At 42.6% G+C, this 16895-nt stretch carries 8 protein-coding genes; 3 read left to right on the forward strand and 5 right to left on the reverse strand.

The genetic code is table 11. The features are described from left to right. Positions 1 to 4638 (reverse strand): non-ribosomal peptide synthetase (locus tag LX99_RS24900; protein ID WP_146203223.1); only part of this gene is annotated, 4638 nt, incomplete at its 3' end. Between the two features lie 31 nt (positions 4639 to 4669). Beyond that, positions 4670 to 8995, reverse strand: coding sequence for an SDR family oxidoreductase (locus tag LX99_RS24905; protein ID WP_146203224.1), 4326 nt, complete (start codon positions 8993 to 8995; stop codon positions 4670 to 4672). Positions 8996 to 9106: 111 nt separating this feature from the next. Between LX99_RS24905 and LX99_RS24910 the strand changes: the two genes are divergently transcribed. Together LX99_RS24910 and LX99_RS24915 are read left to right on the forward strand one after the other, a co-directional pair. After that, a complete protein-coding gene (locus LX99_RS24910; protein WP_109611007.1) occupies positions 9107 to 10726 on the forward strand; it encodes a cyclic peptide export ABC transporter in 1620 nt (539 codons plus the stop codon). 141 nt (positions 10727 to 10867) lie between these two features. Beyond that, positions 10868 to 11854 carry an aldo/keto reductase gene (locus LX99_RS24915; protein WP_109611009.1) on the forward strand — a complete coding sequence of 329 codons (987 nt, stop codon included), beginning with the start codon at positions 10868 to 10870 and terminating at the stop codon, positions 11852 to 11854. A 189-nt stretch (positions 11855 to 12043) separates the two neighbouring features. Here LX99_RS24915 and LX99_RS24920 read toward each other — a convergent pair whose 3' ends face one another. Further along, positions 12044 to 13042: a cupin-like domain-containing protein gene (locus LX99_RS24920; RefSeq protein ID WP_109611011.1), complete on the reverse strand. Its 999-nt coding sequence runs from the start codon at positions 13040 to 13042 to the stop codon at positions 12044 to 12046. 402 nt (positions 13043 to 13444) lie between these two features. Here LX99_RS24920 and LX99_RS24925 point away from each other — a divergent pair, with 402 nt between their 5' ends. Then, a complete protein-coding gene (locus tag LX99_RS24925) occupies positions 13445 to 14743 on the forward strand; it encodes a sugar MFS transporter (protein ID WP_245928009.1) in 1299 nt (432 codons plus the stop codon). A 375-nt stretch (positions 14744 to 15118) separates the two neighbouring features. Here LX99_RS24925 and LX99_RS24930 read toward each other — a convergent pair whose 3' ends face one another. Together LX99_RS24930 and LX99_RS24935 are read right to left on the reverse strand one after the other, a co-directional pair. Beyond that, positions 15119 to 16252, reverse strand: coding sequence for a glycosyltransferase (locus LX99_RS24930; RefSeq protein ID WP_109611013.1), 1134 nt, complete (start codon positions 16250 to 16252; stop codon positions 15119 to 15121). Between the two features lie 42 nt (positions 16253 to 16294). Then, positions 16295 to 16895 (reverse strand): phosphopantetheine-binding protein (locus LX99_RS24935; protein ID WP_211319092.1); only part of this gene is annotated, 601 nt, incomplete at its 5' end.

Consider the following 16895-nt stretch of genomic DNA (forward strand, 5'->3'; position numbering starts at 1 on the left):
CAGGTATTTGGCCAGCAGATCAGAACGTTCATCGAGTTCCTGGTAGGTCAGCGACTTACTTCCGCTCACAACCGCCGTCTTGTCCCTATGCAGTTCCACCTGCTCTTTAAACAGGTCAATGACCGTTTTATCCTCGGGATACGCTACGGAGGTGTTGTTGAATTCTTCCAGCAGTGTATGCCGCTGATCCGCAGTCAAATATTCAACAGACGATATCCCGGTATCCGGGGAGGATACCAGCGCATCTAATAACTGCTCCAGATGTGCACCCATACGCTCCGCAGTTGCCTGGTCATAAAGATCACTGTTGAATTCCAGCACCAGGACGAGACCTTCGCCTGCTTCAGTAAATGTGAATGTCAGGTCGAATTTGCTCCCCGGCTGTTCAGCGTCAAGCACCGGATTAATCTCCAGGTCAGGAAGCCCTTCATCACTTATCGCAATCTGATCATTATTCTGGAGTACAACCATGACATCAAATAACGGACTTCGGCTCAGGTCACGGCGGATGTCCAGCGCCTCTACCAGCTCATCGAACGGGTAGGATTGATGGTCATAGGCACTCAACGTTACTTCACGGATCAGGTTAAGCAACTGCCCGTAATTCTCCGATCCCGAAAATCGCGTGCGCAAGGCCAGGGTGTTAACGTAAAAACCCAGTTGATCTTCCAGATCTCCATGATCACGGCCCGCCGTCGGGCTGCCGATAGTGATATCTGTCTGACCTGTATAACGATATAACAAGGCATTCACACCTGCCAGTAAACCCATAAACAGCGTCGCACTATGGGCACGGCAAATTGCGGTTATCCCACTCGTGAGTTCTGCTCCAAGTTCCCGAACAACATTACCGCCATTATAGGTTTTTACAGATGAACGAACCCGGTCTGTCGGCAGTTCCAGCACAGGAACCCCTTCGCCGAATTGGGAGAGCCAATAAGATTTATCCTCCCCCAGGATTCCGCTTTGCAAACGTTCCAACTGCCAGGACGCGTAATCCTTATATTGAATACCTGGTGAAGGCGGCAACAGGTCCGATCTACCACCCAAATACTGTTTATAAAACATCAGTACCTCCCTGATCAGCAAGCCCATCGACCAACCGTCGCTGATGATATGGTGCATTGAATAGGTAAGAAGCCATTCATCTGCTGACAAACGGTAAAGGTCAGCACGAACCAAAGGCCCTGTCGACAAATCGAATGCACGCCTAAACTCCGACGTTATCAGGGGCTTCAGATCTTCAACCCCCTTACTTGCAAAACCCCGGAGGTCCGTCTGCTTTAGCTTCAGGCCGCCTGACGATACAGAAAGCACGTATTGCCGGGGCATCCCCGTTTCATCTTCCCTGATCACTGTCCTTAGTATCTCATGCCGGGCGATAACTTTGTTAAAACTTTCCTCTAAACCTGTTACATCCAGGTGCCCTTTCAAAAGATAACCGGAAACCTGGTTATAGGCCATGCTGCTTTCCGGAAACTGGCACAAAACCCATAACCTTCGCTGGGCCGATGATAAAGCGTAACTATCCGATTCCGGGATGGTCCTGATCGGCACAACAGCTTTTGCCTGTTTACTATCGATCAAAACCGCCAGATCCGATATCCGCGGATTACCGAACAGTTCACTCAACGACACGACGACAGAAAACTCTGCCTGGATACGGCTGAGCAAACGCACAGCCTTCAAACTGTGACCACCAAGCTCGAAAAAATCATCATCTCTACCCACCAGATCTTCTGCAACTCCCAGCAACGATGACCATAAGGAAGCAAGCATCGATTCTGTGGCCGTGGACGGCTTCACATAAGCAGTACCTATATCTCCATACGACGGCGCCGGAAGAGAGTGCTTATCTATCTTACCATTCGACAGTAATGGCATCGACTCCAGTTGCACATAATGAACCGGAACCATATAGGATGGCAAACGGTCTCTCAAATATGACCGGAGCTCTCCCCCGTCAACGCCCGACTCCGAAACAAAATACGCGACCAGCTCATTGTTTTCTCCTTCTGTTCCTCTTGCAAGGATCACCGCCTCTTCAACTTTAGGGTGCTGCAATAAAACGTCCTTCACTTCCCCAGGTTCTATGCGGTATCCGCGGATTTTGACCTGTTCGTCCTTACGGCCGATAAACTCTATATCGCCGGATGGGAGCCAGCGGACGAGGTCCCCGGTACGATACATCCGCCCGCCTTTCAGGTATGGATTCTGGATAAATTTTTCAGCTGTAAGATCAGGGCGGTTTAAGTAGCCTCGTGACAGTCCGGCACCTGATGTGTATAATTCACCTGTGACACCAATAGGTACTAAACCCAGCGATTCGTTCAGGATATAATGCCGGGTATTTGCGATAGGCCTCCCGATCAAAATTACATCTCCGGTTGTTTGTTTGTTTAATATATGGCAAGCGGTATCATTTGAAGATTCTGTTTGTCCGTATCCATTCATGATACACAGGCGGTCATTCGTCCGGTAACATCTGCGAACATTCTCCATGTTCAAACGCTCGCCGGTCAGAACGAGAATTTCAAGCTTCGCGAAACTTAATCCGCTTTCATCATTGAGATGTTCATTTAACTGCGATGGAATTACTTCGATGACCCTTGATTTGAAAGCCTCTGCTTTATTTACCACTTGCCGGATATCGGTCAGTTCATCATCATCACAAAGGACTACCTTACCACCTAAAACCAAAGGAGCCCAAAGCTGCCATATCCCTCCCACGAAATGGAGATGAGAATTATGACAGAGCACTTCTCCCTCCTTGAATCCAAGCAAATCGATTTTACTAAAAATTTGGTTTACAATTCCCGAGTTCTCCAACATCGCTCCCTTAGGTAATCCGGTCGATCCCGAAGTATAAATGAGACAATTCAAATCATTTGACTGATTGATATGATCCGGGTTTTGTGCGGAATATCCATCAGCTATCAGACTGAATTTTGATAAAAATTCGCCATCGATCTGCTGCTGACAACCCGCATCATCCAAAATATAAGCTATCCGGGTTTCGGGTGTTTCCGGATGAATTGGAATATAATATCCACCCGACTTAAGAACCGCTATCATCGCTATCACCATCCATTCATCGCGGTCAAGAATAATAGCTACAGGCACCTCTCTCGAAACGTTATGTGTGTTCCTCAGATAGTGGGCCATTCGATTGGCCTGCGAATTGATCTCAGAATATGAAAACTGTTTTTCCCGGAAAACCAGCGCAGTCGCTGCAGGATGTTGCTTAGCCGCCTGCTCGAACAGCTCTGCGACCAGGGTATGGCCTTCATAATGTCTTTCCGTTTGGTTAAAATCATACAAAAGCTTTTTTCGTTCCTCATCGCCGATATATCCCGTTTCTCTTAAAGGCAAATCAGGTAAAGTAACCAGATTCTCGGTCATCCTGAGGATGGCCGCAACAATGCCCTGAATAACCTCCAGGCTAAAGCTTCCGATCAGGTAATCTACTGCTAATACCAAATCGCCGCCTTCAGAAAAGTCAAGAAGATGAAATATCATATCTTCCTGTTGCTCACTTCCGGACAAAAAGACAACTTCATTAGGATTATCGTTTACGGATGATAGGTAATCAATTTTCTGATACGAAAAGGTTACGTTATAAATATTTTCATGCTGTTCCAGTTTTTCAAGAATATCGATTAATGGATAGCGTTTGTGTCTGAAGCACTGGTTAAGTTCATCTTTAACCAATTTCATGTTTTCTACAAATGACAACTGATCATCTAATTGGCAATACAGCGGCACCATATTGACAAAAGGGCCAAAAGTGTTCTTGGAATTCCGAGAAAGCCGATTAAATACGGGAATGCCTAAAACTCCGGGCGCATTATTGTACGCCTTACTTATGGCGAGCAACAGCGTAATATAAAAGTGAGGGACTGAACAATTAAATTGCGAACAATAGGCCTCCACTTTTTTGAACAGATTTCTTGTTATTCCCGCTTCGAATCTGCCTGCTTTCATAGATTTCTGTGAGACAGGCAACAAACATGAGCCGAAAAGCTTATTACCGACTACCTTGGAAAGCCGTTCATGCCAGAACTTTTCATCCTCATCATATTGATCACTCGATTGATACTTTTGTTCGTCCGCAACAAATGCCGAATAAGGAAAAATATTATTAACAGAAACTGACGGAACATTTAACAGGGGGGCATTATAAACCGCCATCACTTTTCTAAACAGAAGGCCCATACTGAAACCATCGGTAACGAGGTGGTGCGCTTTGACATACCAAAGGTATTCAAGATCTGAAAGTTTGAAAAGGATGCCTTTGAATAGCAAATCAGATTGCGCAAACGGAATCCTGATATCTTCATCAACAAGATTCATAACGTACCGGAGAGGGTTCGACCGAGCTGAACAATCGATTAAACAGATAATTTCCTCCAGTGAATCCCCTCCCTTATTACTATCCATCGCCAAGTCTTCCAGTTGGCCGGATGTCTGTGATAAAACATCCATTTGCCTTGTAATTAGTCTAAAGGTTTGTAGAAAATGTGCTTCATCAGTAAGTCCAAACAGCTTTACGTATCCGCCAATATTAAAAAGCGGCGACAACGGAGACCTCGACTGAGCCATCCAGATAGATTTCTGTATAGATGATAACTGATTCATTTATATAAGAAAATTAGACATTGGTATTTTTTTATTGTTCGATAGTGTTTGCCTCTTCGAAAAAAGGAGCCATTGTGGAGATATCCGCTACAATGGACGACAGTTGGTCTTTCTTTTCAATTAGCGGGATTTGCGCAACCATTCCCTTTATCCATTCAGGGGTAATTTTAGGAAAATAAATCCCTTTTGATGCCAGCAGGTCTATTGAAACCGCCTGCTGATAGTCGATATTCCTGGCTTGCGATTGGTGCCGTTCGATCCAGGAAAGACCCGCATTTACCATTGCAACATTTTGTTTCCCACCGTTGTAATCTACGACAGCCTTTTTAAACGCGGACATGTCGACCATCTTAATCGGCTTACTTTTAATTGACAACATGGCTGCGATTTCCTTGATCTGATATCTATGCGGGCTCTCGACATGCAGGCAGTTGTTTGTTAAAACTGGAGGATCATCAATACAACTCACGATTCCCCGGGCGACACAGTCGACAAAAGAAAAAGACACAGTTTCATTATAATCCGACGGGCTCATCCCTAGTATCCCTACCGTATGCAATATTTGAATTATTCGGTTTTGGTTAGCATTTATTTGAAACACAGCATTGGAAGAATCTGCAGCGATATGTCCCGTCCTGTAAATCTGGCCTTTTCCTCCGGAATCAAAATATGATCTAACCAGAAGCTCTCCGTCATACTTCGACTTTTCATAATCTGATACGAATTTCTGTCCGATATCGAAATCTCGTTCAGAAAATTTGCAGAATGCCATCGGGGAACAGCCACTAACTGCCAGCGATGAAACATGATGTAACGGTAAATTTCCTGCCGTTTTAGCGAAATGAATCACCTCTCTAACACCAGAGACATTTGTTTTTTCCAGTTCTATATATGGTTTAAGCAAATTCGTATCCGCTGCTGCGTGTAGAACCACCCCAACTTTCTCTTTCAGCCTCTTGTGATTTTCTGGCTCTATTCCAAAATCACGAAGACTCACATCACCTGTCACTATATCTATACGGTCCCTGAATAAATTCAGATCAGTGCCAAAATAATGAAGATACGTTTCATTCAATCGCTGGTTCGCTGATGCAGCAGAACGCCCACGCACAATACATATTATGTGATGATCCGTGTGAGACAAAATCTCTCTCAGCAGATAAATACCGAGAAAACCAGTTGCGCCTGTAAGTAAAATAGCGCCATCGAAATTCTTAGGTTCCCTGATTTCAGGATTAAAAATGGGTAAACCAGCCGTAGGTAAATTAACTACCAGGCTTTGAACTGGCTCAACGCTTAGACTTTTCTCTGCGGGACTGATAAAATCTTTTAAGAAACAAAAAAAACTATGCCCCACCATGGCAATTTGCTTATCATCCAGAAAATCTCGCCGATACTGGATATCGACAATAAGTTTAGATCCTATGAATCGCGATGTAAAGCGAATCATATAATCGTCAGCTGCGACTCGGGTTGTGCCCGGATGCAGTGCGGAAGGTCTGAAAAGAAGTTCGCCCGATCCAATGACCGGCATAAAATGTCCCAGATAATTGAATAAAATATCCGAGCTGTGAATCTTATTAAGATCCTGTGCTGATTGGGAGCGATTTAAAGTTGCAGCAATCTCAGCATATTCCCTAAGAAGTAAATGGCAAACTTCCGGTCCATCGTTATACTCATCAAACAACATGGGAAGTGTCAGTGCCCACCAGGCCACAGAACGGCTAACATCAAAATTGTTAATGTTTCTTCCATGAAACTCTACATCCAAAGAAAACACGTTTTTATTAAAAACACAGCGCAGTGCCTTTAAGAAAGCACTAAGTAAGAATGCATCTGCATCAACGACATTGATTGAATCCTTTAGCGAAAACGATCGGGGTGAAGCGTTTGCAAGCGTGAAACTATATACATTTGTCTTCGACAAACATAAATCCCAGGTCCCTCTCCCAACTTCAAATAACCTGCCAGGCTGACGTATTTTTCCACTTACTATAGCCCCATGAACCAAAGTACTATTCAAATTATCAACGATTAAGGAATTTTCACCGCGTTTTAACAGCGGTTCGCCATTAAGAAGTTTATTATAGGCATATACAAGATCATCTATAATGATATGCCACGAAATAACATCTACGGCAAGATGATGGCAAAGAATCAATATAAAATTCGCTTTCTCGCGATTGACAAAGGCATGGATATAAAACAGTTTGCCAGTCTGAACAGACATTTGTGCCAAGATGCGCTCCTGCACGGATTGGATTTGATGAACAACAGGCAATTCGTCATTTAAAGCACTCACCTGAACCCCATTTAAATGTTCAGTGTTACGAGGATTTTTTTTTTTTCCAAAGGTCCTCGTAAGCTGCGTGTGTTCCGACAGTACAGATTGTATTGCCAACGAAAATAAATCGTAGCGAATATCGGATAAGCATTCCAAAAGGATACTTTGTGCAAAACGATTTTCGACGCGATTCTTGTTTTTCAGAAATTTCCGTTGCGAAAAAGTCAGGTGCTCAGGTTGCGAAGGCGGGACGCTTTCTTCAGAAGAAGACGTTTGACGTCCTAATGCCAAAAATTGCGCAAGGTCTTTACATCCGATCAATTCTCCGATATGAACCTTATAGCCAATCCGTTGCAATCGACCCACCAGCTGTATCGCAAGTAAAGAATCGCCACCGGCCTCGTAAAAGCTCAAGTCCTGAACATCGGCCCCTTCGCCTAATATGGACACCCAGTTGTTGATTACATCATCCTCCCAGACCCCGGACGTTGCTGCTTTGAATTCGGCCCGTTCCAGCCGGTGAGGCTCGACCGTTAAACTGTCCAAATCCATTTTTCCATTTCCGGTAAGGGGAACCTGATCGAAGAAATAAAGATAGGAAGGCAATTTATAAGGAGCTATACGCTTTGAAAGCCATGCCAACAACCCCTTCTCAGTTATACTACCTTTCGCTTTTAATCTGACAAAAGCCTCCAGCACACCATGTTCATACCGCTTCGACAGCCGTACGATAGCGAATTCAACGTCAGGATGCGAAAGCAAAGCCTGCTCAATCTCTGCTGTTTCCACCCTATAACCACGTACTTTGATTTGTCGGTCTTTGCGATACAGGAATTCAAAATTCCCGTCCGGCAAAAGCCGGCAAAAATCCCCGGAACGATACCCTCTCAGCGACATATTATCCAGATCATAAAGGCCAAACCCACGCTGAGTTGCGGGTTCATTCCTAAAATAACCATCACCTACAGACTTTCCCGCTATGATAAGTTCACCAGCATCATCAGCTTGCCGATCAAGCCAAATTCTATTATCTCCAATGGGCTTGCCAATCGGAACCGTGGTAGTATGATTAAAATTTGAGTCATTGGCCAAAACCGGATACAGTAAAACGCCAATTGTTGTTTCCGTAGGACCATAGTGGTTATAAAGTTTTTTGGTGATTTTCGATCTTAATATTTCTTCAGCAGCCAGCCATGAAAGTTTTTCCCCGCCTACCAAGAGCCATGATATCGGGTTTTCTGTAAACTCATTAGCAGCCGACAATACTGACCTGATATGCGAAGGCGTACTCTTAAGAAGTTGAACTTTCGATTTTCGAAGAATTTCGATAAATAACCTGGGGTCAGTTGATTCTATTTTCGAGAAAATCCTCATGCATCCACCAGTAAGAACAGAGAGTAAAAAACCGGTCATGCCAAGGTCAGCAGAAAAAGTTGTAACATGAGCCGATTTAACCGGTTCAGATAATTCAAGCAGCCTTGCTAACCCGAAAATATAATTTAAAACGTTCTGATGATTAATTATAACCGCTTTTACCCCGGCCGTTGTACCACTCGTGAAAAGCATGTAGCAAATCTTTGAGACGCGTAATTCATAGTCATCGGGAGGAAGAGAAGCTGTTATGCTTAATTCATTGAATGTAAACAACTTTGCACCAGATTTCGAAAAATGTGCTAAGCGGTTATCATCAAGAATAACCATAGATGGCGCTGCTGTAAGTAGTTTATTTTGCAGATCTGCAGGCACATCGTCATCGTCCAGTAATACCGGTACTCCACCGGCGAAAATAACGGCCCAAAACGCAATTATAGAAGAGATTTTCTTTTGACTAATGATTATAACCCGTTCGTCCGGATGCAAACCGTTCTTAATAAACATGCATTTTACTGCCATGCTACTTTTATAAAGCTGATTATACGACACAGAAGATTCGCTATCTTCCACAGCAATTTGCTCCGGATATACCTTAGCTGAATTAATAAACAGATCCGCTAAATTTCCAAAAGTGTTTTGCATAACCAGTATTTGCGTCAGGGCAAAAACCCTGTTTTTGTTATAAAGTAAAGATTTCACAATCTAATTCTTAAGTTTGATATTTTATAGTATTAAATTTATTTTAATATGTAACCTTAATTAATTTATAGCGATCAGGTCCTGACAACCTAAAGCATACAGGCTACTTCTATGAACTCGAAGAAATCTTTGTTAATTCAACATCTCGGGCACAAAAACTTACTTAAGTATTCCGCAATAGGGGTGATAGCCGGCATTTTGAATTTCCTTTTTATCTTTTTGGCTACTAAAACGATCGATTTAATTATGTCGGGATCATATCGATTCTTCGATTGGCGCCTTTGCTTACAATTTACAGGTGTGATCCTCACATTCATCATGGTAAGGTTAACTCTTACGAAGTCACTCATTCAATTTTCACAGAGTTTGCTTTGGAAACTTCGGAAGGATTTAGTGCAACGCTCACTTGAATCACGTTATCCTTCTATAAAGCGCAATGAAAATGATATCCGCACGGCGCTTATGTATGACATTGTTCTCATTCATGACGCGATACTGGGGTTAATTGAAATAACCACTGCGTCGGTGATTACCCTTGGATGCCTGGCGTATTTGGTTTACTTATCGCCGGTCATATTCGGTGTTACTGCTATCGCTTCTATCGTTGGAATAATAGTTCATCGAAGCAGCTTGATCAAAAACCGGCTGGAATTCAATGAATCCCACCGGCTGGAAAGCAGTTTTCTTTCAGGGGTGAATGATATACTGCTTGGTTGCAAGGAGCTCTTTATGTCAAAGGAGAAAAGTCATTTTATATTTAAAAATAAGATTAACGATATCGGCAATCTCTCAATTTCCACTAACAACCGAGCATATACCAGACTAATAAATAATGCATTGATAGGCCAGGTGCTTTTATATGCCGTTATCTCTTTCGTCGTTTTATTTATTAGCATTTCGGCTTCTATATCGCATCAGGTAATTGTAAAATCGGTTTTCGCATTGATTTATTTTTTAGGCAGTCTGCAAAGTGTGGTCAGCCTGTTACCGGCATTTTCGAGGGCAAGCACGTCCGTCACCAAATTGTCGGAACTGACAGAAAAGTTGCCCCCCTCAACCGCTCCTGAAGGATCAGGAGCAAGTCTGAATATCGAGAATTTTGAAATGCTTGATATTCGGCAACTAAGGTTTCACTATGGAGAATTTGACTCCGCATTCAGGATCGGACCTGTAGATCTGAATTTATCCAAAGGTGAGCTTGTATTCATTTATGGTGGAAATGGCAGCGGAAAAACAACCTTGATCAACCTAGTTTTGGGCTTCTACAAACCCGACTCCGGCAGCATTAAGATTAATGACCTTTTAATTGATAATCAATCAGATAGCTACAAATCCTTATATTCAGTTGTTTTTGCGGATTTCTATTTGTTTGATCAAATATTATCCGTTGAAGAACCCGACCTAAACCTTTGGGAGCGCTATTTCCAACTATTTCAAATAAATGAAAAGGTTCAACTCCAGGGAAACTCCTACTCCACGGTTCAACTCTCGACAGGACAAAGAAAAAGACTTGCGCTGATCGTGGCATTAATGGAGCATAAACCTATTCTTGTGCTGGATGAATGGGCCGCGGATCAAGATCCGGAATTCCGATCAACTTTTTATTTTCTTATATTACCTTTATTAAAAAAGGAAGGACGTACGATCATCGCAATTACACATGATGACCGGTATTATGACTGCGCCGACTCCTTATACAAGATGGAGAACGGATGCCTTGAGCGGATTTAGCAGGTCGTCTGGTGAAAACGTTTCATAGAGCCATGTTGATACACGGACTGTCTTATTAAATATAAAGGGAAAGACAATTTTTATTAAAATGGACATCGTTTCATCATAAAGTCAAATCCGGGAAATAAAATAACAAATAAAATGAAATACAGGACATTAGGAACAACAAATGAACAGCTTTCTGCTATAGGTCTTGGTTGTATGGGCATGAGTCATGCTTACGGTCAACCCGATGACAAGGAATCAATCGCCACCTTGAACAGAGCACTTGAATTGGGCATTAACTTCTGGGACACGGCCGACATCTACGGAAGCGGTGAAAATGAAAAACTAATATCTGCTGTACTGCGACCAAATAGAAAAAAAATCTTTATTGCAACGAAATTCGGTTTCGAACTTAATCAGGAAGCCGGATATACCGCCGTAAATTGCTCTCCTGAATACATAAAAAAGGCGGTTGAAGCCAGCCTCAAGCGTTTGAAAACTGACGTTATTGATCTTTATTATGCCCATCGAATCGACCCTGCGATACCTGTAGAAGACATGGTTGGGGCAATGGCGAATCTTGTTAAAGAAGGAAAAGTCAGGTACCTGGGTCTTTCAGAAGCCTCCGAGAAAACGATTAGGACGGCACACAAAGTGCACGTGATCAGCGCCTTGCAAAGTGAGTATTCATTGCTTACTCGTGAAGTCGAAAACGCGATTCTACCTATGTGTAAAGAATTAGGAATTTCCTTTGTACCGTTCAGTCCGTTGGCAAGGGGGCTAATGACAAATACTTTAAAGCTCTCGACATTGGGGGAAAAGGATTTTAGAAAGAATTTACCGCGTTACCAAGGTGCCCACGCAGCAAACAACGAAGCTTTGGCACAAGCCTTTGCAGGTATAGCGGCTAACAAAAAATGCAGTCCTTCACAATTGGCTTTGGCCTGGGTGCTTAATCAGGGGGACAATGTTATACCGATCCCGGGCACTAAAAGGCGCAAATTTCTTGAGGAGAATACAGGAGCACTGGAAATTATACTAAGCAAAACGGATCTGGAGGACATAGAAGGTATTTTGGAACAATATCCGGAGACCGGAGACCGTTACAATGAAGCGACCAATCGTTTCGTTGACCGCGATTAATCTTTATGCCCCCACAAAGGTTATCCGCGTTCCTACAGACGAGTTCCTCTGCCAATAGAAACGCAGACGGGTAATTTGAGCATAATTTTTACACTTGCACCTCATTGTCCAGGATACACTAAAGAAAACCAACAGACGCAGATAGTTCACTTATCGCCTTCAGTCGGTGTTCATTTCTAGGGCCAAGGATCAAAATGCCCCGTTGGCAACGAGAAGGGCGTAAATATCATTTTGTTGTAACGAGTCGGCAACCTTAAGCGCAGATGCGCCGGGCATGATCCTTGAACTGACGCAGTTTGCATTTGCGCCCAACCGGATCATCGCCTCTATTACATTTCTGTAGCCGAGCTGAATAGCCTTGATGAATAAAGATTCTCCCAAAACATCGCGGTGGTCTATCGGCAAACCCAGACTCAAATATTTCTGGAAAGCGTCAACGATTTCATCAGTCGTTTTTGCTTCTAGCCCTTTTCCACGCAGGACATCAAATCGATCAAACCAATGATTGATACTAATCGACGGAGTAATTGTCTTAACATGATGCCACCATCTGGGAGGTATATATAAAATATCACCTGCATTAAGATCGCAATGATATGGATCTGCTTTATTGAATAGTGGAAATCGTTCCCGATCTGGTTCTTCCAGATTCATGGTACTCAGATGAAATGGATGGCTGGTACCAGGATAAAGATAAGAAGAGTCCAAAGGAGAAAAAAGTTTAACAGACTTTCTTCCTCTTACCTGCACCAAAAAATTTTCATCAAAGTCATAATGCAACGGACTGACGCAACCTGCTCCCCCTATCCAGAGCAACGCTGGCAAAATAGGAATATCTGAATCCTGCATCAGGTGAGGCTTTTCCAGGTCGATCAGTAATTCTGGAAAAAAAGCTTCCATTGAGGTAAACTGAAGATAATAACTCCTTGCCTCCTCCTGAAGTGAAAGTTTTATAAAATCGTTGAATGGCAACGTAACTATTTCGGATGCGTCATTAAATATTCCATTACTGATATATCTGACCGGAACTGGCCTCGTCCCGATTTTATTCATCAAGTACTCGTGTGACCAATTTTTGAAATAACTTGTTTCAGTGACGCTGCCTTTAATAAGAACAGGCTTTTTCGAAAAGTAGATATCGTAAAACTCCTGATCGGTTATATTCGATACTTCATCAATATTTTTCATCTCATTCAGGCTTCGGTTTAATATTCGCTAATCGGCCATCTTAAATCGAGATATAAATTATCCGAAATTACGCGATCATTTTAGGCCTTCGGCAATAATCTCAGTTATAAAAGTAAGGAAAAAAAAATAACTGAACGTATATCAGCACACCAGTACCCAATAAAATCCATTTGAAGGCAATTCAGAATCTTTATTTAGGAGAAGAACAAGAAGAAAAGGAGCACTATTTAACAAAAAAAATCCAATTCAATATAAATCATATAAAAAACACAACAATTACACTGATTAAATGAAAATATTACATAAAAAATGTCGATATTTTGCAAAAAAAAATCAGAGTTACGCCATTCATCAAATACCCCCCCCGAATCACCATATTACACCACTATTAATTTATAACACATGCTTGCAGATACGACACTAGCTATTTCTCCTGATCTTGAACAAAAAAAACAAACCTATTTACTACCAATGTTAGTAATGGGCCTTATCTATTTTTTGATGGGATATATCACGTGGACGAACGGTCCTCTGATTCCTTACTTGAAGATTGTGTGTCATCTTGAAACAGACGTCCAGGCCTTTTTTGTCACATCTGCATTTTACTTCTCCTTTTTCTTCATGCCAATACCTTCTGCCTGGGTTCTAAAAAAATCAGGGTTCAGAAATGGGATGATTGTAGCACTTTTCATTATTGCTGCCGGTTCGATTTTATTTATTCCAGCAGCAGATACCAGAACATATGGCTTATTTTTAGCAGCTTTATTTATGCAGGGCTCAGGTCTGGCATTATTACAGACAGCAGTCAACCCCTATGTTAGTATTCTAGGCCCTATTCAAAGTGCAGCCCGCCGGATTAGTATCGTAGGGATTGCGAATAAATCGGCCGGAATCATTGCGCCTCTGCTTGTTGGCGGCTTTATTTTAAAAGGAGCGAGCGATTTGGAGAAGCAATTGGCGGGCACCTTAAAACCAGGACAAAAAGATTTACTTTTGGCTGAAATGGCGCACCGCGTTCAGGTTCCCTATATCGCACTTGCGATTATTGTGCTTGTGGTAGCTGCCGTCATTTACTTTTCGAAATTACCGGAAATCGCTGCGGAAAGCGGTGAAAACCCGAACTCGTCTAAAGAGAGAAGTTTGTTGGGTACACCACATTTAATGCTCGGCGTGCTCGCTATTGTTTTTTATGTTGGTGCCGAGGTAATCGCGGGAGACGGCATTGGACAATACGGAAAAAACATTGGTATTAGCCTTAATGACGCCAGGCACTTTACATCTTACACAATGGCGGCAATGCTACTCGGATATCTGGTAGGCATCATCGCTATTCCCAGGTTTTTAAAACAAGAAGACGCATTGAAGTACTCTGCCATTACCGGTATCGTCTTCTGTTTGTGCGTTTTCTTCACGAAAGGATATACATCGGTATTCTTCATTGCTCTGCTTGGCCTCGCGAACGCCTTAATGTGGCCATCAATATTTCCTCTGGCAATCATGGGACTTGGTAACAAAACAAAAATGGCGTCTGCATTATTGATCATGGGGATTGGCCCGGGCGGAGGCCTCATTCCCCTCCTTTATGCATTTATTGGCGGGCAAACAGAGCCACAAAGAGGCTTTCTGGTAATCATCGGCTGCTATCTTTATATTTTGTTTTATGCACTTAGGGGTCATAAGATAAAGGTTAAACCACAATAAAAAGTTTTGCTGGAATTACAGATCGGCCTTAAACCATCTCTCGTTGGAGATAACTGGCCGATTTGTTTTCTGGAATATCGGAACGTTCGCATAGGCGCGGAATAGCGACTCCTTTTTAATTGGCATTTCCGGTCAAGATTTTATGCGGTGGGCCTTTGAAATTATTAGCTTAGGTTAAGCTATACCTTAGATCAGATAATACTTAAGTAATCTGCAGTTTACGGCTTGCAGATAAAAATGATGCTCCCTATGAAAACAAATTAAAGTGCGTATTTGCTCATGCCGATTTCAGCGAGCTTCAATAAGGACACGGCATTACCTGTTAGTAATGCTGAGCCTTACTAACGATAACAAAATTTAAAATAACAGCAAAAGCTATCCGGCATGATTGTTCTTTTTGTTGCTAAAAAACTGACTTAGAGCCAGGTTCCAGGACATATACTCTACCAAAATCTTGTAGAAAGGAAATATTAAAACGGATAAATGACGCTTTCGCTGAAACTCCATTGTTTCTTCAGGCACAAGCACAACAACCGCCAAACACCATAATAGGCCTGTTCCATATATTGCAAGAATGGAAATCCAAAAGTAATTGGGAGCAATTGATATTAACGTCAACAATGCAAACGGAAGCAATATGAGCAATATTACTGTTAACATGTCGATAAAAAATCGCAGGCCGATACGTGTTGACTCTGCTACCTGCTTTTTATAAAACTGCTTCTCTTTGTCAATTGTTTCAAGGTACCCAAGATTCCATCTGACGCGTTGTTTGATTAAAGTACGAATAGTACGAGGCGGCCGGGTTAGGGCAATAACATCCTTGATATAGGCTGTTTTAAACCCGTTCTTCAATCCAATCAAAGTAGACTCCCGGTCTTCCCCACTTCTCAATCCACTGTGGTCTTCAAAAATACGAACCAGTACATTTCTCTTATAACAGGAACCGGCGCCGGGCATGACCGGAACGCTATCCTCATTCCTGTGAAAACGGTACAAGGATCTTGCCATCGCATATTCAACTTGTTGAAAAAGTGTCACCCCGCCCCCATCAGCTAAAGGCAGCATTCTGAAATAACCGCCCATAAAATCTGCTCTGGCTCCCAAACGGGATAGTTCCTTCGACAAAAATTCAAATCCATCCAGGTCAGTATCAAAATCGGACAAAATTATAAACTCGTGTTCAATTTCCAGTACCGTCATGTATAAAGCCCCCACTTTATTAGCATTGGGGTAAACTGAAGCAACGGTAAAATCGCAGGGTGTGCTATTTAAAAAAGAGCGTATTTCATCCAGGCTGTTGTCTGTTGAACCATCATCGATAATAATTAGATCAATATCCGCCTTTATTTGAGTTGATAATTGCTTGAAGTATTCTAGACGAGCATATATATTATTTTGTGACGCTTCGTTATATTGAGGTATCAGCAGCGCGGCTTTCTTGCCCGCGCCAGGCGAATCGGTTATCCATTTGAGATTTACATTATTGCTTTTTAGCTTCCTGATCATAACTACAATAAATAGAGGTAATTAATAATTGTACCTTTCCTTCTAAAACGACCATTCCACGCCATCTTCCGGCTTGGCACTTAGTTTATGTTCGATAATAGCCTGAATGGATTGAAATATAAATATGTCTGCAACTCCGATTTCCCAACCAGTAGCCTTGCTCATCCGATGGGAGGCCTGAACTGCCAAAATTGAGTTCCCTCCGATTCTGAAGAAATCGTCCGTCACCCCAACCCGGGCTATTGTCAGCAACGTCTGCCATATATTGCAAAGGATTTTTTCAGTTTCGGTAACAGGAGCCACATAGGCCGATGTTGAACTGAAATCCGGATTGGGCAGGGACCGCTTATCCAGTTTTCCATTGATCGTCAACGGAAAATGATCCATAGGCATCAGTATATCCGGAACCATATAATCCGGAAGCTCCTTTTCCAGTTCTTCTATGATCTCTTCTTTATTTAACAAGTTTAAAAAAGGGATATTATAGCCATGCCCGGAATCCTCAACGATTGATGAGCCGGCAGCCAAATCAGCTTCCCCCTCTTTTTTGATCACCACATCGTACCGGTAGCGGCTCAATTCGTTCCGGTAACTTCCTTCCCTCAGCTTTACACTTACACGTACAGCCGTATTGCGAGTCTGT

It is taken from the genome of Mucilaginibacter oryzae (assembly GCF_003148845.1).
GTDB classification, from domain to species: domain Bacteria; phylum Bacteroidota; class Bacteroidia; order Sphingobacteriales; family Sphingobacteriaceae; genus Mucilaginibacter; species Mucilaginibacter oryzae.

Coding starts and splice junctions, on each gene's coding strand:
- LX99_RS24910 (WP_109611007.1), top strand. CDS start 9,107: ATGAACTCGAAGAAATCTTTGTTAATTCAACATCTCGGGCACAAAAAC.
- LX99_RS24915 (WP_109611009.1), top strand. CDS start 10,868: ATGAAATACAGGACATTAGGAACAACAAATGAACAGCTTTCTGCTATA.
- LX99_RS24920 (WP_109611011.1), bottom strand. CDS start 13,042: ATGAAAAATATTGATGAAGTATCGAATATAACCGATCAGGAGTTTTAC.
- LX99_RS24925 (WP_245928009.1), top strand. CDS start 13,445: ATGCTTGCAGATACGACACTAGCTATTTCTCCTGATCTTGAACAAAAA.
- LX99_RS24930 (WP_109611013.1), bottom strand. CDS start 16,252: ATGATCAGGAAGCTAAAAAGCAATAATGTAAATCTCAAATGGATAACC.